Below are 22,970 nucleotides of genomic sequence, written 5' to 3'. Positions count from 1 at the left end.
GGTCGTTGCCGGTGCGGCCGACGGTGCACAGCGCGGTATTGCCGGCGGTCACGCCCGACAGGGCGACGGATTTCTTGGGCTTGGGAGTGACGAGCGGTTGCGCTTCGGACATCTGGGTCTCCTTTGTGTGATGCCTGGTATTGCCTGTCTGTTGTCGTGCAAGCGGCCGGGACAAAGCCCGGCCGCGCGTGAGTCTTGCTTACTTGCCCTTGCCTTGTGCGAAGAGCGCGTCAAGCTTCTGCTCGAAGTCATGGTAGCCGATGCTCTCGTAGAGCTCGGCGCGGGTCTGCATGGTATCGACCACGTTTTTCTGCGTGCCGTCGCGGCGGATGGCCGCGTAGACGTTCTCCGCCGCCTTGTTCATGGCACGGAAGGCCGACAGCGGGTACAGCACCATCGACACGCCGGCGCCGCCGAGTTCCTCGGTGGTGAACAGCGGCGTGGCGCCGAATTCGGTGATGTTGGCCAGCACCGGCACCTTCACCGCATCGACAAACTTGCGGTACATGGCCAGGTCGGTCATGGCTTCCGGGAAGATGGCGTCGGCGCCGGCTTCCACGCACGCGACGGCGCGCTCGATGGCCTTGTCCAGGCCTTCGACGGCGAGCGCGTCGGTGCGGGCCATGATCACGAAGTTCTCGTCGGTGCGGGCGTCGACGGCGGCCCGGATGCGGTCGACCATTTCACCTTGCGAGACGATTTCCTTGTTGGGGCGGTGGCCGCAGCGCTTGGCGCCGACCTGGTCTTCGATGTGCATGGCCGCCGCGCCGAACTTGATCAGCGACTTCGTGGTGCGGGCCACGTTGAAGGCCGAGGCGCCGAAGCCGGTGTCGACGTCCACCAGCAGCGGCGTGTCGCACACGTCGGTGATGCGGCGGATATCGGTCAGCACGTCGTCCAGGTTCGAGATGCCCAGGTCCGGCAGGCCCAGCGAGCCGGCCGCAACGCCGCCGCCCGACAGGTAGATGGCCCGGTAGCCGGCACGCTTGGCCAGCAGGGCATGGTTGGCATTGATGGTGCCGACTACCTGCAGCGGATGCTCGTCGGCAAGCGCCTGGCGGAAGCGGGCGCCAGCGGAGCGCGCGAGGTCGGAAGCGGAGTAGGTCATGGCGTATGCGTTGGTGAACGGGACGGGCCTAATACTGCAAGCGGTGTGCCAGGCCTTTGCCTGGCCACACGGAATATCCGCCAGCCCTTGCCAGCGCTGGGCTGGCGGGCAGGGCGGCTGGCCTGGCCACCGATTTCATGTCATCTTTCCAGCACAATTGAATTCCAAAATCACAAGTTTGGAATTCAAAGTTGAAATCCCAGGCTGCGTGGCGGACAATGTGCCAGCACTGTACGCCTGTTCGTCCCGGGTTTCACCACGCATTCCTTCCGCATTGCACCATGGCTCCTCCCGTTTCCACGCAAGCCCGTCCGCGCATCTGGGCCATCGGCATCAGCCGCCTGGCGCGCGCCTTTGCCGACCTGATTCCGGCCTACGCCGACCGGGCCGAATTCCGCATCGTCGGCAAGGGTTTCGAGGCCGCCGCCAGCGCCGTGGCGCGCGAGGCGCGCGAGGGCCGGCTCGACGTGGTGGTGGCGGGCGGCTCCAACGGCGCCTACCTGCGCCAGCACGTGGATGTGCCGGTGGTGCTGGTCAAGGTCACGGGCTTCGACGTGATGAGCGCGCTGGCCACCGCGCGGCGCATCTCGCCGCGGGTGGCGCTGGTCACGCACGCGTCGACGTATGCCGAGGTGGATGAATTCGTGCGCGCGTTCTCGCTGTCGGTCCCGGCCTATACCTACCTGACCGAGGACGACGCCGTGGCGCGCGTGAAGGCGCTCAAGCAGGAAGGCATCCAGGTCGTGGTCGGCCCCGGCCTGGTGACCGACCTGGCCGACCGCTATGGCCTGACCGGCGTGTTCCTGTACTCCGGCAACTCGGTGCGCATGGCGCTCGAAGACGCGATCGAGGCCGCGCGCCTGCGCCGCATCGAGGCCACCCGGCGCGACTACGTCAACACCATCCTGGCGCACCTGAACGAGGGCGTGGCGGCGGTGGATGCCGAAGGGCGCATCCAGTCGTTCAACCCGGCGATGGAGCGTTTTCTCGGCACTTCCGTTGCTGCCGCGGTCGGGCGCAAGCTGCAGACGCTGGCGCCAAACCTGGCGCTCGAAGGCGTGATGCAGAGCGGCGACAAGGAACTGGAAGCGATCCACAAGCTCGGCGACAAGATGGTGGTGGTCAACCGCATCCCCATCATCGGCGAGGCCGGCACCGCCGGCGCGGTGCTGACCATCCAGGACGCCAGCGCGATCCAGCGCGTGGACCGCAACCTGCGCTCGCGCGCCCGCACGCGGCCGGCCGGGGTGCGCTACAGCCTGGACGACCTGGCCGGCACCTCCGCGGCCATGACCGAGCTGCGCGAGCTGGCGCGGCGCTACGCGGCAGTCGATTCCACCGTGCTGATCGGCGGCGAAAGCGGCACCGGCAAGGAGGTGCTGGCACAGGGCATGCATGACGCCAGCCCGCGCCGCGCCTTCCCGTTCGTGGCGGTCAATTGCGCGGCCTTCCCCGAGGCGCTGCTGGAGAGCGAGCTGTTCGGCTATGAAGAGGGCGCCTTCACCGGCGCGCGCCGCGGCGGCAAGGCCGGCCTGTTCGAGTCGGCCCACAACGGCACGCTGTTCCTCGACGAGGTGGGCGACATGCCGTCCGCGCTGCAGACGCGCCTGCTGCGCGTGCTGCAGGAAAAGCAGGTGCTGCCGATCGGCGGGCTCGACGCCGTGCCGGTCAACGTGCGCGTGATCGGCGCCACCCACCGCGACCTGGCCGCGATGGTGCGCGATGGCTCATTCCGGCAGGACCTTTACTACCGCCTCAATATCCTGCGCATCGAGATGCCGCCGCTGCGCGACCGCTCCGAAGACCTGCAGGAGCTGGCCGAGCTGCTGTACCGGCGCGCCCAGGAGCGCCTGGGCATGGACCGGCCGCAGCGCCTGCCCGCCGCGGCCCGCGCGCGGCTGGCGCGCTACCGCTGGCCGGGCAATATCCGCGAGCTGGAAAACGTGACCGAACGGATCGCCGTGCTGGTGGCCGGGCGCCGGCTGGACAGCGACGCGCTGCAGCGCGAGCTGCAGGCAGCCGTGCCGGAGCTGTTCGGCGATGGCATGCTGGCGCCGGCCGAGGCCGACGCTGAGCCCGCCGCGCCGGCAACACGCCCGCGCCGTTCACTGGCCGGCGTGAAGCAGTCCAGCGAAGTCGAGCATATCCGGCGCGTGCTGGCCGAGTGCGGCGGCGACCGCGCCGCGGCCTGCCATGTCCTCGGCATCAGCCCGACCACGCTGTGGCGGCGGCTAAAGGCGGCGTGAGCCGCGCAGGCATTTACCCGGCGGGGCCGGCACGCCGGAACGGAATCGGCTGCAGCCCCTTGCCCTCCAGCCAGGCCTCATTGAACAGCCGTGCCATGTACAGGTCACCGCGGTCACATAGCAGCGTGACGATGGTATGGCCCGGCCCCATCTCGCGCGCCAGCGCCACCGCGGCGCCGACGTTGATTCCCGACGACCCGCCCAGGAACAACCCTTCCTCGCGCAGCAGGCGGTAGACCATGTCCACGCAGGTCTGGTCGTCGATGCGCACCGCGTCGTCGATGGGCGTGTCCTGCAGGTTGGCGGTGACGCGGCTGGTGCCGATGCCCTCGGTGATCGAACTGCCCTCGGACTTGAGCTCGCGGTGTTTGACGAAGTTATAGAGGGCGCTGCCGTGCGGGTCGGCCAGCACGATGCGCACGCCGGGCTTGTGCTCTTTCAGGCAGCGCGCGATGCCGGCCAGCGAGCCGCCGGTGCCGGTGGAGCAGGTGAAGGCATCGATATGCCCGCCGGTGGCGTGCCAGATCTCGGGGCCGGTGGTCTCGTAGTGGGCCTGGCGGTTGGCCAGGTTGTCGAACTGGTTGGCCCAGATCGCGTTGTCGGTCTCGTCGGCCAGCCGGCCGGCAATCTTCTGGTAGTTGTCCGGATCGGCGTAAGGCTTCGCGGGCACCGCGCGAACTTCGGCGCCGAGCATGCGCAGCCGCTCCATTTTCTCGGGTGACTGCGTATCGGGTATCACGACGATGCAGCGGTAGCCGCGCGCCGCGCACAGGTGGGCCAGGCCGATGCCGGTATTGCCGGCGGTGCCTTCGATGACCGTGCCGCCGGGCGTCAGCAGCCCGCGCCGTTCGGCGTCACGGATGATGTAGAGTGCCGCGCGGTCCTTGACCGAGCCGCCAGGATTGAGGAATTCCGCCTTGCCGTAGATATCGCAGCCGGTCTCGGCGCTCAGGCCGGCCAGCCGGATCAGCGGGGTGTGGCCGATGGTGCCGGCAAATCCATCCCTGACTTCCATGGTGCACTCCTGCCGTGCCCGCTGCGGGCGTCACATTGAGTGATAGATCGGTGCGGCGGGAATGACAAGCAGGGGGATGGCAGAAAGTGATCGGGATTGCCCCTGGCCGGGCGGATCAGGCGGCGTTGAGCCAGCGGAAACTGAAATCGCCTTCGACGAAATCCGCGCGCGAGGCGTGGAAATCGCGCATATAGGGCCGGTTCAGGTGCGATTCGAGCGCGCGCTTGGAGTCCCAGACCATGTAGATCACAAAGACCCGCGCATCCTCGGCGTCTTGCCCGACGTGGTAGTCCAGGCAGCCGGGCTCGGTCAGCCCGCGCAAGCGCAGCGTGGTGAGCTGGGATACCAGCGCCTCGCGGCGGTGGGTCTTGGCACGGGCGATGCCGACTAGCGTGTACGTTCCGGACATGGGTGAACGGGGGCGACTGGCTGGCGTCTGTGAGCACTGGGCAGGCCATTGTAGCGCCGGCGGCACCGCCCCCGGCAATGCCCGAGGACGCCGTCCGGGCATTCGGGCGGCGCTTGACAAGGGCGGGCGGCACGGTTCTTCCCCCGCAATGGGGGCTAAAGTCCTGCCGGCGGCTGCCGATAACCGGATCGACAACAAGAAAACCATCATCCGAGGGGGTAACGCATGTTGAGACGCATACGGTCGGAGCAACTGCAGGTCGGGATGTTTGTCGCCAGGCTTGGCGGCCCGTGGATCAACCATCCGTTCTGGCGCGCAAAGTTCCTGGTCGCCAATGAGGACCAGGTGCGGCAGATACAGTCGGCAGGGGTGCAGGAGGTCTGGATCGACATCCTGAAGGGCCGCAACATAGCAGCGCCGGACACGCCGGACACGCCGGAAATACCCGGACCGGTCCCGGAGTCCGCGCCCGACGCCATGGACCCGGCCACCGCGCCGCCACCCGCGGCCGCCCTTGATGCCGAGATTGTCCGCGCGCGCGAGCTGCTGCAATCCGGCAAGGCCGTGATCGGCTCGATGTTCGCCGACATCCGCATGGGCCGGGCGCTGGAGGTCAACGGCGCGCTGCTGCTGGTCGATTCCGCCTCACGCTCCCTGTCGCGCCATGGGCAGGCGTTGCTGGCGCTGGCGCGGCTCAAGGCGCGTGGCGACGAAAACTACATGCACGCCTTCGCCGTCTGCGCGCTGATGATCGCGGTCGGCCGCACGCTGGGCCTGCCCGACGACGAGGTGCGCGAGCTCGGCCTGGCCGGCCTGGTCCACGACATCGGCAAGCTGACGCTGCCCGATACCCCCATGCACAAGGCCAGCGAACGCACGCCCGAGGAAGAGGAGATCTACCGCCGGCATCCTTCGGCTGGCTACCGCATCCTGAACGAGGCCCGGCTCTATTCGAACATCCCGCTCGATGTCTGCGTCCACCATCACGAACGCGTGGACGGGCGTGGCTTTCCCTACGGCCTGGCGGGGAGCGAACTGAGCGTGCACGCCAAGATCGGCGCAATCTGCGATGCCTATGACTCGCTCACTTCCAGCCGCCCGGGCCACCAGCCGTGGTCGCCGGCCCGCGCCATGGAATACATGGCCGTGCGTGTGGACACGCTGTTCGACCGGCGCGTGTTCAAGGCCTTCACCCGCACCGTCGGCATCTACCCGCTCGGCACCGTGCTGCGGCTGCGTTCGAACCGGCTGGCCGTGGTCTGTGCGCAGAACGAGGCCGACCCGCTGCGGCCGAAGGTGATGGCGTTCTATTCCGTGTCGCAGTCAAGGCCCGTCCCAACCGAACTGATCGACCTGCGCCATAGCGACGAAACGGTGGTGGCGTTTGAGAACGCGGCCGACTGGGGGTATACAGATGAGCAGTTGATGGAGATGTATGCGGCGGTGGCCTGAACCGGGGGCAAGTCTTCAGCCCGCCACCCATTCCCCTTGCCTCAGCCGCTCATACAGGAAATCGCCCAGCACCCGCACGCGCGCGCTGTGCCTGAGATCTGGATGCGTCAGCACCCATAAATCGGTATCCATGGCTACATCGACTGGCGCCAGCCGCACCAGGTCTGGGTCGGCCCCGGCCAGCAGGCACAGCAGCATGCCGGCGCCCATGCCGTGCCGCACGGCATCCGCCATCGCCACCAGGCTGTCGGCACTGACGGCGCGGCGGGGTTCGGGCACGTGGTCGCGTATCCAGCGCGCCTGGGCAAGGTGTGACAGCGCTTCGTCCGGCACGACCCAGTCATAGGCCGCCCAGTCCGCCAGCCGCGGATGGTCGGCTTCCGTTGGCAGGCCGAGTTGCTGCAGGTAGCGCCGCGCCGCGTATGGTGCCGTCTGCAGCCGCCCGATACGACGGCCCACCAGGTACTCCGGCGGCGCATTCGCCGGCCGGATCGCCACATCGGCCTCGCGCCGGCTCAGGCTCAGGAAGCTGTTATTGATGACGATCTGCAGCTGGATGCGCGGGTGCATCGACCGGAATTCCGCAAACAGGGGCATCAGCAGGCCACCCAGCAGCGTGTCGGTCGTGGTCACGCGCAACGGGCCGCTCAACTGGCTGTCGAGGCCGGACAACTGGCGCTGGGCCGCATCGATCTGCTCGCCGACGCCGGCTAGGCGGTGCGCCAGGGCCTCGCCGGCAGCGGTCATGGCATAGCCGGTGGCATGGCGTTCAAAGAGCAGGGTGCCCAGGGTCTCTTCCAGCCGCGCCAGCCGGCGCAGGACCGTGGAATGGTTGACGTGCAGGGCGCGCGCGGCGCCAGCGAGCGAGCCGGACTGGCCCACGGCAAGGAAGTACTTCAGGTCGTCCCAGTCTGCTTCCTGCATGTTTGCATAGCCCCTTTGCAGAATTCGCCAGTTTTCGTGCTGATCTGCACAGCCTACAGTGGCGTGGCGTGCCCGGCAATGGGTGTCGGGCGGCACACCTGGATGAAAGACATGGCGATGGCGTGGATGCTGCTGGTGCTGGCGGGCCTGATCGAGATCGTGATGGCGCTGGCGCTCAAACATACCGACGGCTGGACGCGGCCCGGGCCGACGGCACTGGGCATCGGGGCGGCGCTGGTCAGTATCTTCCTGCTCAGCGCGGCGCTGCGGCATCTGCCGGTCGGGACGGCATACGCAATCTGGACCGGGATCGGGGCGATCGGGGTGACGGTGATCGGCATCCTGTTCCTGGGCGAAAGCGCCGCGCCGATGCGGCTGGTGCTGATCGGGCTGATCTTCGTGGGGATTGGCGGATTGAAGCTGCTGCCGGCGTAGGACCTTGGGGGGAATCCGTTACGGATTCGGGGTGTGGCGGGCACGTTCTGTACACTATCTGGCCAACTCCCAGGCTATAAAGTCGCCCCTCCATGAGTTTCGATGCCCTGCTGGAGCTGTTCCAGCAACGTATTCCGGCCCATCCGTGGGCCCAGATTGCCTTGTACCTGCTGGTGCTGGTGCTGATCGCCGTGGTCGCGCAGTGGCTGTTCGGCCATGTGATGTCGCGCATCGCCCATCGCTTGCTGACGGTATGGGGCAAGGCGCCCTGGAGCAAGGCGCTGACGCGATATCGTGCCTATCGGCGCTTCGGCTATGCGGTCGGGTTCGGGGTGATCACCGTCGGCATTGGCGAAGTGCCGCACATGGGCCGCTATGCGCTGGCCATCGAGCGCCTGGCCCATGCCGGCCTGTGGATCTGCTTCTTCCTGATGCTTGGCGGCGTGCTGAGCGCCTGGCAGGACGTATACGCCAGCAGCCGCCAGGCGCAGACGCGCTCGATCAAGGGCTATATCCAGGTGGGGCGCCTCGGGCTGGGGCTGGTGTGCTCGGTGCTGGTGCTGTCGATCCTGATCAACCGCTCGCCACTGTGGATGCTGTCTGGCCTGGGCGCGCTGTCGGCGGTGCTGCTGCTGGTGTTCAAGGACACACTGCTGTCGCTGGTGGCCAGTACCCAGCTGACCTCCAACGACATGCTGCGCATCGGCGACTGGATCGAGATGCCCCAGTGCAATGCCGACGGCTACGTCAAGGACATCGCGCTGCATACCGTCAAGGTGCAGAACTGGGACAACACCGTGACCACGGTGCCGACCTACAAGCTGTTCTCCGAGAGCTACCGCAACTACCGGCAGATGTTCGAATCCGGCGCGCGGCGCATCAAGCGCACGTTGCGGCTGGATGCGGGCAGCGTGCGCTTCCTGGAGGACCGGGAAGTGCAGGCGCTGATGCGCTTCCGGCTGCTGCACGACTACCTGGAAGAGAAGCAGGCCGAGGTCGACGAGGCCAACCGCCTGCTGATTGCCGCCGGCAATGACCCGGTCAACCGGCGCCGGCTGACCAATGTCGGCACCTTCCGCGCCTATGGCATTGCCTACCTGAAGGCGCACCCGGAGATCCACCACGACCTGCTGCTGAACGTGCGCATGATGGAGCCCGATTCGCAGGGCATCCCGGTAGAGATCTACTGCTTTACCGCGCTGACCGCGTGGATGGACTATGAGCGCATCCAGGGCGATGTCTTCGACCACCTGCTGGCGATCCTGCCCGAACTGGGCCTGCGCCTGTACCAGGCGCCGTCAGGCGCGGACCTGACCGGCGTGCGCATCTCGCCGGTGCTGGCCGCGGCGCAGGTGGCGGCGGCACAGGCCGCCGTCCATCATGCGCCTGCCCACGGCGCCGCCGCGAGCAGCCATCCGATCTGAGCTGCGCCTGACGCTCAGCCGACCGCGCGCGGACGCACGCGGCTGGCAGCTTCCTTGGCGCGGGTGCGGGCGGTGTCGACATCGTCGGCGTACGCCAGCGCCACGCCCATGCGGCGCTTGACGAAGCTCTCGGGCTTGCCGAACAGGCGCACCTCGGTCTGCGGCACGCTCAGTGCCTGGTCCACGCCATCGAAGACCACGCCCTGGGCATCCACGCCACCGTAGATCACGGCGCTGGCGCCGGGGCTGCGCAGCGTGGTGTCGACCGGCAGGCCCAGGATGGCGCGGGCATGCAGCTCGAACTCGTTCTGCCATTGCGTGGCCATGGTGACCATGCCGGTGTCGTGCGGGCGCGGGCTGACTTCGCTGAACCAGACCTGCTCGTCCTTGATGAACAGCTCCACGCCGAACAGGCCCATGCCGCCCAGGTCTGCCGTGACCGCCTGCGCGATGCGCTGGGCGGTTTCCAGCGCGGCGGGGTGCATCGGCTGCGGCTGCCAGCTTTCGACGTAGTCGCCGCTGACCTGGACGTGGCCGATCGGGGCGCAGAACTGCGTTTCCACCTGGCCGCTGGCGCCCATGGCGCGCACGGTCAGCAGCGTGATCTCGTAGTCGAAATCGATAAAGCCTTCCACGATCACGCGGCCGTGGCTGACGCGGCCGCCGGCCATGGCGTAGTCCCAGGCCGCCTTGACGCCCTCGGGGCCGTCGATCTTGCTCTGGCCCTTGCCGGAACTGCTCATCACCGGCTTGACCACGCACGGGTAGCCGATGCCGCCGTCGATGGCAGCCTGCAGTTCATCCAGCGAATCGCAGAACTTGTACGGGCTGGTGGGCAGGCCGAGCGATTCGGCGGCCAGGCGGCGGATGCCTTCGCGGTCCATGGTCAGGCGCGCGGCGCGGGCGGTGGGGATCACGCGCACGGTGCCGGCGGCTTCCAGGGTTTCCAGCATGGGCGTGGCGATGGCCTCGATCTCGGGCACGACCAGGTGCGGCTTTTCCGCCTCGATCAGCGCCTTGAGCTGGTCCGGGTCGCTCATGGCGATGGTGCGCGCGTGGTGGGCTACCTGCTGGCCGGGGGCATTGTCATAGCGGTCGACGGCGATGGTTTCCACGCCCAGGCGCTGCAATGCAATCAGCACTTCCTTGCCCAGCTCGCCGGAGCCGAGCAGCATCACTTTGGTGGCAGAGGGGGAGAGGGGCGTTCCGAGTGTGGTCATGGCAGCGGGTGGGACGGGAAGGAAAGCCGAGATTGTACGTGCTGGGGGCTGTCTGCGGCGCCGAAGGGGGGCGCATATTGGTATGGGCCAGGGAAGGGCGCCTGGCGCGCGTGCCACCCAATTCAGCGACGAACCATAAAAAAACCCGCGCGGGGGCGGGCTTGAAAAGGCCTGAGGATCCAAGACCGGACCGCTCAGTGTTCATGCTAGGTGCTAAGCGCGCCCTCCGCATCCCCCGTTCGGGGCGGCCCGGCACAGTGTTTCAGGAAGTGGCCATCAGCGGTGGCTGCCGCCGCGTGGCCACGGCAAATGCAATTTGCGCCAGACCCGCGGCCAGCCCCAGCGTCACGCCGACCTGCCACGCCACGGTGTAGGAACCCAGCGCGTCGTAGACCAGCCCACCGCCGAAGGCGCCGAAAAAGCTGCCGATCTGGTGGCTGAAGAACGCCACGCCGCCCAGCATGGCCTGCCAGCGCAGGCCGAAGGTCTCGGCGATCCAGCCCGATACCAGCGGCGCCACGCCCAGCCACAGAAAGCCCATCACCGCGGCGAACACCAGCGTGCTCTGCGGCGTGGGCGCCGACGTGAAGTACCAGGTCAGCGCCAGCGAGCGAATCGTATAGATGCCGCCCAGCAGCATCAGCTTGTTGAAGCGGCCGCCGGCCCAGCCGAAGAAGATGCTGCCCAGCACGTTGAAGCCGCCGATCACGCCCAGCGCCTGCGCGCTCAGCATCGGGTCCATGCCGCATACGTCCAGATACGACGGCAGGTGCGTGGTCAGGAAGACCAGCTGCATGCCGCAGACGAAATACGCCAGCGCCATCACCACGAACGGCGCGTGCCGCAGCGCGGTGCCCAGCGCTTCACGCGCGCTGTCCTGGCCGCGCCCTGCGGGCGACACCAGCGGCAGCCGGTCCACGCGCCCGGCAAACCACGCCGCGGGCAGCATCACCAGCGCCAGCAGCACGAACGCTGCCAGCCCGGCGCGCCAGCCGTAGGCCTGCGTCACCATCTGCCCGATCGGCGCCGCCAGCAGCGCGCCCAGCGAGCCCGCGCCAGACACCAGCCCCAGCACCGTGCTGCGCAGTGCCGCCGACACCGGCCGCGCCGCCACCGCCATCGCCAGGGCGCTGCCGGTGCAGGCCATCGACGCGCCAATGGCCACGCCCGCGCCCAGCGTGACGCCGACCATGCTGTGCGCGGTCGCCAGCAGCACCAGTCCGGTCACATAGAGCAGCGAGCCGGCCAGCATCAGCGGCCGGAAGCCGATCCGCGTGGCCCAGGCCCCGGCCAGCGGCTGCAGCAGGCCCCACGCCAGGTTCTGTACCGCGATGGCGATGGTGAAATCCGATACCGAGATGCCGATGTCCCGCGTCAGCGGCGGCATGAAGATGCCAAGGCTCTGGCGCAGGCCCATGGCCAGGCTGAGCATCACGGAGGCGCCGATCAGGATCGGCAATGCCGGGCGCAGGGCTTCATAGCGGGAAGGCGCGGTGGGGGTAGGCACGGTGTGGTCTCGTCGCTTGTCGTTATCGTTGTGAGCCCCGGGGCGCTTTCCATGTCTTTACATTTAAGCGTGCGCTGAATATACCGCAGGGTAGGGTGAGGGTATGCCCCAGGCCCAACCGTGTCAATTTGGCTTTGGGCGGGTCCGCCTTCCGCTTTGCCAAAGGCGGCCCCACACCTCGCTAGTCCAGACTGACCTTGGATGCCCGGATGGTCTCGCCCCAGCGCTTGATGTCGCCGCTGACCAGCGCGGCGAACTTCGGCTGCGGTTCGCCGCCCGGGATGCCGCCCATGCCGCGGAACCTGGCCACCACCTCGGGGTCGCGCATGGCCTTGCCCAGCGCTTCCTGCAGCGTGGCGGCTATGGCCGGCGGGGTCTTGGCCGGCGCAAAGAAGCCCAGCCAGCCCATCACCACGAAATCCTTCACGCCGGCCTGCGCCATCGTCGGCACGTCCGGCAGGGCCGGCAGGCGCTCGGCGCTGGTCACCGCGAGCGCGCGCAGCTTGCCGGCGCGGATCTGCGGCAGCGCCTGCGTCAGGTTGTCGAACATGAAGGTGGTTTCGCCCGCCAGCACCGAGGTGGTGGCTGGTGTCGACCCCTTGTACGGCACGTGAATCACTTCGGTGCCAGTGCGCAGCCGGAACAGTTCCGCCGTCAGGTGCGTGGTCTGCCCGATGCCGGCCGACGCGTAGGAATACTTGCCCGGGGACTGCTTGAGCTGCGCCACCAGCTCGGCCACGCTGCGCGCCGGCGCCTGCGCGCCGACCACCAGCACGTTGGCGAACGAGATCAGGTCCGTCAGCGGCATGAAGTCCTGCGGCTGGTAGGACAACTGCTTGTAGGCGCTGTAGTTGATCGCGTGCGAGCCGGTATTGCCGACCAGCAGCGTGTAGCCATCCGGCGCCGCGCGCGTGAAGGCCTGCGTGCCGATGATGCCGCCGCTGCCGGGCTTGTTGTCGACCACCACCGGCTGGCCCAGGATGGCCGATAGCTTCTGCGCCACCAGGCGCGTCGGGATGTCCGTGGTGCCGCCCGGCGCGCCGGGCACGATGATGGTGATGGGGCGCTCAGGCCAGGCCGCGGCGCTGGCGGGCAGCGGCAGCGTGGCGGCGGCGGACGCCAGCAGCAGGGCCGCGGACGTGTTGAACAGCGATTCTGGCAGCTTGTGTTTCATGGGTCTCCTCCATGTTCTGGTCTGTGTGCTGCTTGGAATGTGCGAACGGCCGGCTTGCGGCCGGCCGTTCTCTAGCCTAGGGCGGATGACATCGATGCCCTCGGTCTGGCGTGGGCCATCACTTGCCCGTCCACACCGGCTTGCGCTTCTCGGCGAATGCGGCGGCACCCTCGCGGGCATCGGCCGAGGTGAACACCGGCGCCAGCAGCGGGCGCTGGCGCTCGAACATCTCCTCGGCGCTCCAGTCTGCGGACTCGGCCACGATCTGCTTGCTGACCGCTACTGCCAGCGGGCCGTTGGCGCCGATCTCGTCGGCCAGCGCCAGCGCGCCAGCCAGCGCCTGGCCCGGTTCGGTCAGGCGGTTGATCAGGCCATAGGCGTGGGCCTGCTCGGCGCCCAGCATATTGCCGGTCAGCGCGTATTCCATGGCGATGTGGTACGGCACCCGGCGCGGCAGGCGCATCAGGCCGCCGGCGCCGGCCACCAGCCCGCGCTTGACTTCAGGCAGGCCGAACTTGGCCGCCTTCGACGACACGATCAGGTCGCATGCCAGCGCCAGCTCGAAGCCGCCGGCCAGCGCATAGCCTTCCACCGCGGCGATCAGCACCTTGCGCGGCGGCTTCTCGGTCAGCCCGCCAAAGCCGCGGCCAGGCAGGCTGGGACGCTTGCCTTCCAGGAAGCCCTTCAGGTCCATGCCCGAGCAGAAGGTGCCGCCCGCGCCGGTCAGGATGGCCACGCTCAGGTCGTCGCGGCTTTCCAGCTGGTCGATGGCGGCGGCCAGCGCGGTCGCGGTCTCGAAGTCCATGGCGTTTTTCGCCTGGGGCCGGTTCATGGTGATCAGCAGCGTATTGCCGCGGGTTTCCAGTTGCAGCGTGTCGCTCATGGGTTCTCCAGTTTTTGTCCTTATCCGGCTCAGCGCGGTGCCATGCGAATGGCGCCGTCCAGGCGGATGGTTTCGCCGTTGAGCATGGGGTTCTCCAGGATGTGCAGCGCGGTGGACGCGTATTCATCCGGTGCGCCCAGGCGGGGCGGGTGCGGCACCATGGCGCCGAGCGAGGCGCGCACGTTCTCCGGCAGCTTGGCCAGCAGCGGGGTGTCGAACAGCCCCGGGGCGATGGTGCAGACGCGGATCGCGCGCTGCGCCAGGTCGCGCGCGGCCACCAGGGTCATGCCGACGATGCCGGCCTTGGCCGAGGCATAGGGAATCTGGCCGATCTGGCCTTCGTACGCGGCCACCGACGCGGTCAGCACGCACGCGCCGCGCTCGCCGTCGATCGGTTCGTTCTTGGCCATGCGCGCGGCCCCCAGGCGCAGTGCGTTGAAGGTGCCGATCAGGTTGATGCGCACGATCGACTCGTACTTTTCCAGCGAACCCGGCGAGCCGTCCTTCTCGACCACGCGCACCGGGCCGCCCAGGCCGGCGCAATGGATCAGCGCGCGCAGCGGGGCAATGGCTTCGGCGGCGTCGTAGACGGCGTTCATCTGGTCGGTGTCGGTTACGTCGGCCTTGAGGAAGCGGACCTTGCCGCCGAATTCGTCGACCGCGGCATTGCCGCGCTCTTCCGACAGGTCGGCGATCACGACGTCGACGCCGCGTTCCACCAGGCGCCGCACGCAGGCCAGGCCCAGGCCGGAAGCGCCGCCGGTCACGACGGCGGACATATTGGTCAGTTTCATGTTGTGTCTCCTTGACTGGATGTCTGGTTCAGGCGCCGCTTACAGGCGCTCGATGATGGTGGCGTTGGCCATGCCGCCGGCTTCGCACATCGACTGCAGGCCATAGCGCTGGCCGCTGTCTTCCAGCGCATGCAGCATGGTGGTCATCAGCCGCACGCCGGAGGCGCCCAGCGGATGGCCGAGCGCAATGGCGCCGCCGCGCGGGTTCAGGCGTGCCGGGTCGGCGCCGAGCGCGCGCTGCCAGGCCAGCGGCACGCAGGCAAAGGCTTCGTTGATCTCGTAGTGGTCGATCTGGTCCAGCTTCAGGCCGCTCTTCCTGATCGCGCGCTGGCTGGCGGGGATCGGGGCGGTCAGCATCATGACCGGATCGTCGCCGCACACGTCGAACGCCACGAAGCGAGCGCGCGGCTTCAGGCCCAGGCGCTGCGCCATCGATTCGCTCATCAGCAGCATGGCGGAGGCGCCGTCACTGATCTGCGAGGCATTGCCCGCGGTCACGTTCCAGCCGATCTGCGGGAAGCGCGCGCTGAGTTCGTCATTGCGGAACGAGGCCTGCAGCGTGCCCAGCTTTTCCACCGAGGTGCCCGGGCGGATGGTTTCATCCTGCTCGACCAGCCCGTTGGGCGTGCTGATGCCGAGGATCTCGCGGCGGAAGGCGCCGCTTTCGCGCGCGGCGGCGGCCAGCTCGTGCGAGCGGGCCGAATAGCTGTCCATGTCGTGGCGCGACAGTTCGTACTTGGCGGCCACCAGCTCGGCCGCAACACCCTGTGACACCAAACCCGGCGCATAGCGCGCTTCCATCGACGGGCCGTACGGGTTCTGGCCGATGCGGGCCGAGCCCATCGGCACGCGGCTCATCGACTCGATGCCGCAGGCGATGACGATGTCATAGGCCCCGGCCATGATGCCCTGCGCGGCGAAATGCACCGCCTGCTGGCTGGAGCCGCACTTGCGGTCGATGGTGGTGGCCGGCACGTGGTCAGGAAAGCCTGCCGCCAGCCACGCCACGCGGCCCGGGCCGGCGGATTGCTCGCCCGCCTGGGTCACGCAGCCGGTGATGACGTCGTCGACCAAACCCGGGTCCAGCTGGTTGCGCTCGACCAGGCCCTTGAGGACCTGGGCCAGCAACTCGGTGGCATGGAGTTCGGTGAAGGCCGAGCCGGGCTTGGAGCGGCCCATCGGGCTGCGGATGGCGTCGACGATGACGGCTTGTTGCATGCGGTGTCTCCTGAAAAGGCTGAGCGTTGCGAGTCGTGGCTGGGATACTGAGACGTTTGTACCGAAATTTGATCGTCCAATACGATGAATTGGGATTCTGGCTTCGGAAAATCGTCCTGTAAACTCAAAAACCACGGTTTGACTTTGGAAAAGGCGAAGGGCAACATCCGGGTTTTGAGACTCGCGTATCAAAAAAACCTTGAATCAAGGCAATAACATGACGAATGCACCACACGCCTCCCTGGCCCCGCCGCCCGCCGATGCCGACGGCGAGGCGCGCCTTGTCAGCGCGCTGGCGCGGGGCATTTCGATCCTCAACTGCTTTTCGCCGACAGTGCAGGAGCTCAGCAGCCGCGAACTGATGGAACGCACCGGCCTGGCCAAGCCGACCCTGTTCCGGCTGCTCGACACCTTGTGCGAGCTGGGCCTGCTGCACTATTCGGAGCGCTTGTCGCGCTACGTGCCCGGGGTCGGGCTGATCAACCTGGCCGCGCCCGCGCTGGCACGCATGACGATCCGCCAGCTGGCGCGCCCGGCCATGCAGGAGCTGGCCGACCATATCGCCGGACAGGTCGAGCTGATCGTCGGCAGCGGCAATGCGCTGACCTACGTCGAAATCGCCCAGGGCGTGGGCAGCCATGTGTTCCGGCCCGAGGTCGGCACGCGCGTGTCGGTCTCGCGCACGGGTTCCGGACGCGGCTATCTGATGCTGTTGACCGAGGCCGAGCGCGAGGTGTATCTCGCCCAGCTCCGCGCCGCCGATCCGCAGCGCGCCGACTGGCTGCAGGAACGCCTGGCCGATGCCGCCCGCGACCTGCAAGACCACGGCTTCTGCCGCGGCCACCGCGACCTGCACCGCGAGGTCGAATCGGTTGCCGTGCCGATGCGCACCCGCCGCGACGGCGAGGCGTGGATCTTTGCCGCCTCAGTGCCGGTGTTCAGCCAGCAGAGCAAGCAGATGGAGGAAGACATCGGCCCGCGCCTGGTGAGCCTGGTGCGCAATGTAGAGGGGGCGCTGGGCGTGGCCGGATAGTCGCCACGGCTTGCTCCGAGTGACTTAACTTGGCCCTGCCATGCCCTGCGACTATTCTGAGTCGCATGTGCCACGGGAGGGGAATCCGATGCAGCAGATCCGCTTGGCGGTAACGGTTGGCGTGCTGGTGCTGCTGGCGGCGTGCGTGTCGCGCACGCTCGGGCAAGCGGCAACCGAGGCCGTACCGGTGTGGCTGGGCAGCGGCGTCACCTTTGCCGCGCTGCTGGTGTGCGCGCGCTGGTCGTGGCCGGCGGTGCTGGCTGGTGCCGGCATCGCGCTGGCGGGGTGGGGCACGGTGATCCATGGCCTGCCGCTGCCCGGCGCGGCGGCATTCGGGCTGATCGAGGTGGTCAGCCTGGGCACGGCGGGCTGGATTGCCACCTATGGCCGCCGGCGCGATCCGCAAAGCCCGCTCGGTGCCACGCTGCTGATCGGGGGCGCGCTGGCGGGCGCCGCGCTGGAGGCTACGCTGGCGGTCGAGTTGTGGCGCTGGCAGCGGCCCGGGCTGGATTTGCCGATCGAGTGGCGCGCCTGGTTCTTCTCCACGGCCGCGGGGCTGCTGCTGGTGGCCCCCGTGGTGGTAGCGTTCCGCGGCTTTCGCGTGCGCCGCTCGGGCGGCATGCCGATGCAGCAGTTCGCCGCCGGCGGACTCGCCTTCATCATCTTCGTGCTGGCGGTGCTGGTGGTGTTCTCGGCCAATGCCACGCAACGCTTCGGCGGCCTGGCCTCCACGCTGGCCTATGTGCCGATGCCATTCCTGCTGGCCACGGCGCTGCTGTGGGGGCCGCGCGGCGGCGCCGTCGCCACGCTTGTCGGCTGCCTGCTGATCATCTACCGCACCGCGGGCGGCGCGGGTCCGTTCAATGTCATCGAAGGCTTTCCCGGCGAGGCCGTGGTCGAGGTGCAGGGCTTTGTCATCGTCTGGGCACTGGTGATGCTGCTTGGCCGCGCACTGTCCGAAGGGCGCCGCTCGGCGCTGGAAGATGCCCGCGCCTGGCGCCTGCGCTACGCGCGCACGCTGCAGGCAGTGGGCGTGGCCAGTGTCGAATATGACGCCGTCACCGGCCGCGCCACCTGGAGCGAAGGCGCTGCCGAACTGCTGGGCGGCACCATCCGCCAGGTCAACAGCGTCGATGAATGGCTGGACCGCGTCGATGCCGCCGAGCGCGGGCTGGTGCAGGCCAACTGGTCGGCCGTGGCGCGCGGCGACGCGCCCGACAGCGTGCAGGAATACGCGGTGACGCTGCCAGACAGCGGCAAGGTGCGCATCCATGAGCGCCTGGCCGGCATCCGCGGCGCCGACGGCCAGGTGGAGCAGGTTGCCGCCTTGCTGCGCCGGGCCACGCCGGAGCCGGCCCATGGCTGAGCCCGGGGTGTTCCTGATCCACGGCCTGGGCGGCACGCAGTATGACCTGGGCTCGATGCACAAGCGCCTCAAGCGCGCGGGCTTCGTCACCCATTCGCTGACGCTGCCTGGCCACGGCTCGCGTCCCGAGGACCTGTGCGGCGTGCGCGCCGAAGACTGGCTGGAGGCGGTGCGCGTCAAATACCGCGAGATCGTCGACCAGCATGACACGCTGCACGTGATGGGCATGTGCATGGGCGCGCTGCTGGCGGTGGAAACGGTCAAGCGCGAGCAGCACACCAAGGGCCGCCTGGTGGCGCTGGCGCCGCCGGTCTATATCGACGGCTGGGCCACGCCCTGGTACCGCGCGCTGCGCACCGTGCTCTACCGCGTTCCCGGCGTGGCGGACCGCATGAAGGTCGAAGAGGAAGAGCCTTACGGCATCAAGAACGAGCAGCTGCGCGAGATCGTCAAGGCCAAGTTCGCGCGCGGCGAGAACTTCCACTACCGCTGGGTGCCGCTGGCCTGCCTCCGCGAGGTGGACCGCCTGCGCGGCTTCGTGCGCCAGGGGCTGCAGCGCATCGCCTGCCCGACGCTGGTGGTCCATGCGCGCCTGGACGAGCTGACCAGCCTGCGCTCGGCCAACTACCTGGTCGAGCAGATCGGGCACGGCAAGCGTGCCGGCCAGGCGCGCATGCTGGTGCTGGAAGACAGCTACCACATGGTCTGCGTCGACAACGACCGCGAACTGGTAGCGAGAAGCGTGCTGGAGTTCTTCGGGGCCAGCGTCCCCACCTCGCTCGGCATGCCCAGCGACGACGCCCGCATGACCCCGGCGCAGATGACCGAGCTGCTTGCCGCCGCGCGCGCCGACCTGGAGCGCGGCGATTTTGCCGCGCTGTATGCACGCGGCAAGGGCGATTTTGCGTGGTTCCAGCCCGGCAGCAACCGCGCCAGCGGCGTCTACCGGGGCGAGCGTGCGCTGCCGCGGCTGCGCGCGTGGGCGGATGCGGGAGCGGCGTTTACCGCGTTCGGCGCGCCGGTGCTCAATGCCGGCATGGCGGTGGTGCCGGCCACGCTGCGCAGCGGCTCGCTGGACTCGCAAGGCGTGCTGGCGTTTGCGCTGCGCGACGGCAGGCTGCTGGAGGGGCGCTGGTTCCCGGACGAGATCGCGCTGGAAGACGCGCACTTCGGCGGCGCGCTGGCGGCGCAGGGGCCAAGCCCCGCCGAACAGGCCTTCGAAGCCGCGGCAGCCTTGTCGAAGACCCTGCGCCACGCACCCGGCAACGACACGCTGCTGGACCTGTACGCGCTCTACAAGCAGGGCAGCGTGGGCGATGTCAGCGGCGAGCGGCCGGGCCTGATGGACATGGTCGGCCGCGCCAAGTACGACGCCTGGGCCGCGCGCCGCGGGCTGGCACGCGAGCAGGCCATGCGCGACTACGTGACGCTGGTCAACCAGCTGAAGTCGGCGGAAACGCAGTCCGCCTGAACCACAGTTGCCCCTCAGTTGCCGGTAAACACCGGGGTGCGCTTATCCAGAAACGCCTGCACTGCCTCACGGTGGTCGGCGGTCTGGTGCGACAGCGCCTGGAAGCCGGCGGACAGTTCCAGCAGCGTATCCAGGCGGGTATGCATGGCCTCGCGCATCAGGCGCTTGGCCAGGCGCACCGCGTGCGGCGGGTTGGCGGCGATGCGGCCGGCCAGTTCATAGGCCGTGGGCAGCAGCGCCTCGGGCGCGACCACGCGCGACACCAGGTTCCATTCCAGCGCCAGCCTGGCATCGATCGGCTGGCCGGTGAAGGTCATTTCCGCCGCCCGCGACAGGCCGATCACGCGCGGCAGCAGCCACGCGCCGCCGTCGCCGGGGATGATGCCGAGCTTGACGAAGGACTCGGCAAACTGCGCCCGCTCCGAGGCAATGCGGATGTCGCACATGCACGCCAGGTCCAGCCCCGCGCCCATGGCCGCGCCATTGACCGCGGCGATGACCGGCACTTCCAGGTTGAACAGCGCCAGCGGCAGCCGCTGGATGCCGCAGCGGTAGTCCTGCCGGATTTCCATGCCCGGCACTGCGCCGGAGGCCTGGCGTTCCATGTCCTTGATATTGCCGCCAGACGAGAACGCCGTGCCCGCGCCGGTAATGACCACCGCGCGCACGCTGCGGTCGCCGTGGATGCGGTCGATCGCGGCCAGGAACTCCGCCACGGCGGTATTGCCGGTCAGCGGGTTGCGGCGCTCGGGCTCGTTCATCGTCAGCGTGACGATATGGTCCTGCTGCTCGTAGAGAAGGAAGTTGCTCATGGTGATGTCTCCGGATACGGCGATGCGGGCTGGTTGCCTGCCTTGGCGCCAAGGCTAAGCCACCGGCGCCTGCACCGTCCAATATTCATTTCTTCATCAGCAATATCCGACGCATATCGCTCGGCAGGCTCGGGACGCCAGCCGCCTTGCGCCGGCTGCACGACTTTCTGCGGGTAATCCCTGTACCCATAATCGAATCGCTCACCGATTATCTATAGGCCCAGGCCACCGCCCGGCATCGCGCAGTTCCGTAATCCTGCAGTCCCGAATTCCAACAAGAATGCCCTCCAGGAGACGATATGAGCCATGCGTTGACGCAGGCGACGGACCCCGTTGCCCCCGATGTTGCAATCCACACCCACCGCGTCATGAGGCGCGCCACAGGCTTCCTGGCAGCGGCCCTGGCGCTGGTGATGCAGGTCTTGCCCGCCGGCGCCGCGGCGCCGCGCAATGCGGCAGCCAAGGTTGACGGCGCCTTTATCAGTGCCAACGCCAGCACCGCCCGCGACTGGCCCAGCCACGGCCTGGACTATGCCGAGACCCGCTTCAGCCGGCTCAGGCAGATCGATGCCGCCAACGTGCGCGACCTGGGACTGGTGTGGACCTACAACCTGGAGTCGACCCGCGGCGTGGAGGCAACCCCGCTGGTGGTGGACGGCGTGATGTACGTCACCGCGTCATGGAGTGTGGTGCATGCGGTCGATGCGCGCACCGGCAAGCGGCTCTGGACCTTCGATCCCAAGGTGGACCGTTCGCTCGGCTATCGCGGCTGCTGCGACGTGGTCAACCGCGGCGTGGCGCTGTACCAGGGCAAGGTGTTCGTGGCTGCCTACGATGGCCGGCTGATCGCGCTGGATGCGGCGAGCGGCCGCAAGCTGTGGGAGAAGGACACCATCATCGACCGCAAGTACTCGTACACCATCACCGGCGCGCCGCGCGTGTTCAAGGGCAAGGTCATCATCGGCAACGGCGGCGCCGAATATGGCGTGCGCGGCTACATCACCGCCTATGACGCCGGCAGCGGCGAGCAGAAGTGGCGCTGGTTCACGGTGCCGGGCGACCCTTCCAAGCCGTTCGAGGATGAGTCGATGGCTGCGGCGGCCAAGACCTGGGACCCCAGCGGCAAATACTGGGAGGCGGGCGGCGGCGGCACGGCCTGGGACACGCTGGCCTTCGACCCCGAGCTGAACCTGATGTACGTGGGCACCGGCAACGGCGCGCCGTGGTCGCACAGCAAGCGCAGCCCGGCCGGGGGCGACAACCTCTACCTGGCGTCGATCGTCGCGCTCGATCCCGACACCGGCAAGTATGTCTGGCACTACCAGGAGACCCCGGGCGAGAACTGGGACTACACCTCGACCCAGCCGATGATCCTGGCCGACCTGAAGCTCGATGGCCAGATGCGCAAGGTCATCCTGCACGCGCCCAAGAACGGCTTCTTCTTCGTCATCGACCGCACCAACGGCAAGTTCATCTCGGCAAAGAACTTCGTCGACGTGAACTGGGCCACCGGCTATGACGCCAATGGCCGCCCCATCGAGCGGCCCGAGGCACGCGCCGCCGACAAGCCTTATGACTCCGTCCCCGGTCCGTACGGCGCGCACAACTGGCATCCGATGTCGTTCAACCCGCAGACCGGGCTGGTCTACCTGCCGGCGCAGAACGTGCCGATCAACCTGATGGACGACAAGGCCTGGAACTTCAATGAAGGCAAGCCCGGCACGCCGCATGGCAACGTGGGCTGGAACACCGCCAAGTTCCTGAACGCCGAGCCGCCCAAGGGCAAGCCCTTCGGCCGGCTGATTGCCTGGGACCCGGTGCGGCAGAAGGCCGCGTGGACGCAGGAACATGTGTCGCCGTGGAACGGAGGCACGCTGACCACGGCCGGCAACCTGGTGTTCCAGGGCACCGCCGACGGCCGCTTTGTCGCCTATGACGCGCGCAGCGGCGACAAGCTGTGGGAGTCGCCCACCGGCACGGGCGTGGTGGCGGCGCCGGTCAGCTTCGAGTTGAACGGCAAGCAGTATGTGTCGGTGGCAGTGGGTTGGGGCGGGGTCTACGGACAGGCCCAGCGCGCCACCAACCGGCAGGGGCCGGGCACGGTCTACACCTTCGCCCTCGGCGGCAAGGCACCGCTGCCGGTCTTTGCCGAGTACCGCACCGCCAAGCTGCTGCAGGGCGTGAAATATGACCCGGCGCAGGTCAAGGCGGGCACCGGCCTGTACGTCAGCAACTGCGTCCTGTGCCACGGCGTTCCCGGCGTGGACCGCGGCGGCAATATCCCCAACCTGGGCTATATCGATGCCGCCTATATCGAGAACCTGGACAAGGTGGTCTTCAAGGGGCCGGCGATGGCGCGCGGCATGCCTGACTTCACCGGCAAGCTGACGCCGGACGACGTCGAGAAGATCAAGGCCTTCATCCAGGGAACCGCTGACGCGGTGCGGCCCAAGCCCTGAGGGCTGGGCCGGGCGGAGCC

General features: G+C 68.2%; 19 protein-coding genes. 8 read left to right on the top strand and 11 right to left on the bottom strand.

Features of this window, described 5'->3' with window-relative positions; translation table 11 throughout:
• Positions 1 to 199: 199 nt before the first annotated feature.
• Positions 200 to 1,108: a methylisocitrate lyase gene (gene prpB, locus AC3WON_RS20445; RefSeq protein ID WP_035816536.1), complete on the bottom strand. Its 909-nt coding sequence runs from the start codon at positions 1,106 to 1,108 to the stop codon at positions 200 to 202.
• A gap of 281 nt (positions 1,109 to 1,389) precedes the next feature.
• Here prpB and prpR point away from each other — a divergent pair, with 281 nt between their 5' ends.
• Entirely contained in the window at positions 1,390 to 3,354 is a 1,965-nt protein-coding gene (gene prpR / locus AC3WON_RS20440; protein WP_492317759.1) for a propionate catabolism operon regulatory protein PrpR, read from the top strand.
• A 13-nt stretch (positions 3,355 to 3,367) separates the two neighbouring features.
• On the opposite strand, the gene AC3WON_RS20435 is transcribed toward prpR, so the two are convergent.
• Positions 3,368 to 4,369, bottom strand: a complete 1,002-nt coding sequence (locus tag AC3WON_RS20435; RefSeq protein ID WP_492317758.1) for a cysteine synthase A — start codon at positions 4,367 to 4,369, stop codon at positions 3,368 to 3,370.
• Between the two features lie 115 nt (positions 4,370 to 4,484).
• Positions 4,485 to 4,778 carry a putative quinol monooxygenase gene (locus tag AC3WON_RS20430; RefSeq protein WP_492352618.1) on the bottom strand — a complete coding sequence of 98 codons (294 nt, stop codon included), beginning with the start codon at positions 4,776 to 4,778 and terminating at the stop codon, positions 4,485 to 4,487.
• Positions 4,779 to 5,003: 225 nt separating this feature from the next.
• Here AC3WON_RS20430 and AC3WON_RS20425 point away from each other — a divergent pair, with 225 nt between their 5' ends.
• Complete coding sequence (locus AC3WON_RS20425) at positions 5,004 to 6,230, top strand: HD-GYP domain-containing protein (RefSeq protein ID WP_492352617.1); 1,227 nt, start codon at positions 5,004 to 5,006, stop codon at positions 6,228 to 6,230.
• Between the two features lie 15 nt (positions 6,231 to 6,245).
• On the opposite strand, the gene AC3WON_RS20420 is transcribed toward AC3WON_RS20425, so the two are convergent.
• Complete coding sequence (locus AC3WON_RS20420; RefSeq protein WP_492352616.1) at positions 6,246 to 7,154, bottom strand: LysR family transcriptional regulator; 909 nt, start codon at positions 7,152 to 7,154, stop codon at positions 6,246 to 6,248.
• A 117-nt stretch (positions 7,155 to 7,271) separates the two neighbouring features.
• Between AC3WON_RS20420 and AC3WON_RS20415 the strand changes: the two genes are divergently transcribed.
• Both AC3WON_RS20415 and AC3WON_RS20410 read left to right on the top strand, forming a co-directional pair.
• Complete coding sequence (locus tag AC3WON_RS20415) at positions 7,272 to 7,589, top strand: DMT family transporter (RefSeq protein WP_492352619.1); 318 nt, start codon at positions 7,272 to 7,274, stop codon at positions 7,587 to 7,589.
• A gap of 92 nt (positions 7,590 to 7,681) precedes the next feature.
• Positions 7,682 to 9,013, top strand: a complete 1,332-nt coding sequence (locus AC3WON_RS20410) for a mechanosensitive ion channel family protein (protein ID WP_492317755.1) — start codon at positions 7,682 to 7,684, stop codon at positions 9,011 to 9,013.
• Between the two features lie 14 nt (positions 9,014 to 9,027).
• Here the strand turns inward: AC3WON_RS20410 and purT are convergent, their stop codons facing one another.
• The 6 genes from purT to AC3WON_RS20380 all read right to left on the bottom strand — a co-directional run bounded on the left by purT (position 9,028) and on the right by AC3WON_RS20380 (position 15,809).
• A complete protein-coding gene (purT, locus tag AC3WON_RS20405) occupies positions 9,028 to 10,233 on the bottom strand; it encodes a formate-dependent phosphoribosylglycinamide formyltransferase (RefSeq protein WP_492352615.1) in 1,206 nt (401 codons plus the stop codon).
• A 262-nt stretch (positions 10,234 to 10,495) separates the two neighbouring features.
• Entirely contained in the window at positions 10,496 to 11,740 is a 1,245-nt protein-coding gene (locus tag AC3WON_RS20400) for an MFS transporter (RefSeq protein ID WP_492352614.1), read from the bottom strand.
• Between the two features lie 181 nt (positions 11,741 to 11,921).
• On the bottom strand, positions 11,922 to 12,914 hold the full coding sequence (locus AC3WON_RS20395) for a Bug family tripartite tricarboxylate transporter substrate binding protein (RefSeq protein ID WP_492352613.1): 993 nt from the start codon (positions 12,912 to 12,914) through the stop codon (positions 11,922 to 11,924).
• Positions 12,915 to 13,032: 118 nt separating this feature from the next.
• A complete protein-coding gene (locus AC3WON_RS20390; RefSeq protein ID WP_456807027.1) occupies positions 13,033 to 13,797 on the bottom strand; it encodes a crotonase/enoyl-CoA hydratase family protein in 765 nt (254 codons plus the stop codon).
• Between the two features lie 29 nt (positions 13,798 to 13,826).
• Positions 13,827 to 14,591: an SDR family NAD(P)-dependent oxidoreductase gene (locus AC3WON_RS20385; protein WP_492317751.1), complete on the bottom strand. Its 765-nt coding sequence runs from the start codon at positions 14,589 to 14,591 to the stop codon at positions 13,827 to 13,829.
• 39 nt (positions 14,592 to 14,630) lie between these two features.
• Entirely contained in the window at positions 14,631 to 15,809 is a 1,179-nt protein-coding gene (locus AC3WON_RS20380; RefSeq protein WP_492352612.1) for a thiolase family protein, read from the bottom strand.
• A gap of 217 nt (positions 15,810 to 16,026) precedes the next feature.
• Between AC3WON_RS20380 and AC3WON_RS20375 the strand changes: the two genes are divergently transcribed.
• From AC3WON_RS20375 to AC3WON_RS20365, 3 genes are all read left to right on the top strand, one after another.
• Positions 16,027 to 16,842: an IclR family transcriptional regulator gene (locus AC3WON_RS20375; protein ID WP_492352611.1), complete on the top strand. Its 816-nt coding sequence runs from the start codon at positions 16,027 to 16,029 to the stop codon at positions 16,840 to 16,842.
• Between the two features lie 88 nt (positions 16,843 to 16,930).
• Positions 16,931 to 18,208 (top strand): MASE1 domain-containing protein, encoded by a 1,278-nt coding sequence (locus AC3WON_RS20370; protein ID WP_492352610.1) that lies wholly within the window; start codon positions 16,931 to 16,933, stop codon positions 18,206 to 18,208.
• Positions 18,201 to 19,679 (top strand): acyl-CoA-binding protein, encoded by a 1,479-nt coding sequence (locus AC3WON_RS20365; protein ID WP_492352609.1) that lies wholly within the window; start codon positions 18,201 to 18,203, stop codon positions 19,677 to 19,679. Before AC3WON_RS20370 ends, AC3WON_RS20365 begins: the two co-directional genes overlap by 8 nt.
• Positions 19,680 to 19,693: 14 nt before the next feature.
• On the opposite strand, the gene AC3WON_RS20360 is transcribed toward AC3WON_RS20365, so the two are convergent.
• Complete coding sequence (locus AC3WON_RS20360; RefSeq protein ID WP_010812087.1) at positions 19,694 to 20,491, bottom strand: crotonase/enoyl-CoA hydratase family protein; 798 nt, start codon at positions 20,489 to 20,491, stop codon at positions 19,694 to 19,696.
• Between the two features lie 299 nt (positions 20,492 to 20,790).
• Between AC3WON_RS20360 and AC3WON_RS20355 the strand changes: the two genes are divergently transcribed.
• Positions 20,791 to 22,950, top strand: coding sequence for a PQQ-dependent dehydrogenase, methanol/ethanol family (locus AC3WON_RS20355; RefSeq protein WP_492352608.1), 2,160 nt, complete (start codon positions 20,791 to 20,793; stop codon positions 22,948 to 22,950).
• Positions 22,951 to 22,970: the final 20 nt, after the last annotated feature.

This window comes from Cupriavidus sp. FW305-46, from assembly GCF_058787075.1.
Note: the sequence above shows the minus strand (reverse complement) of the source record. Positions and strands in the feature narration are given on the sequence as shown.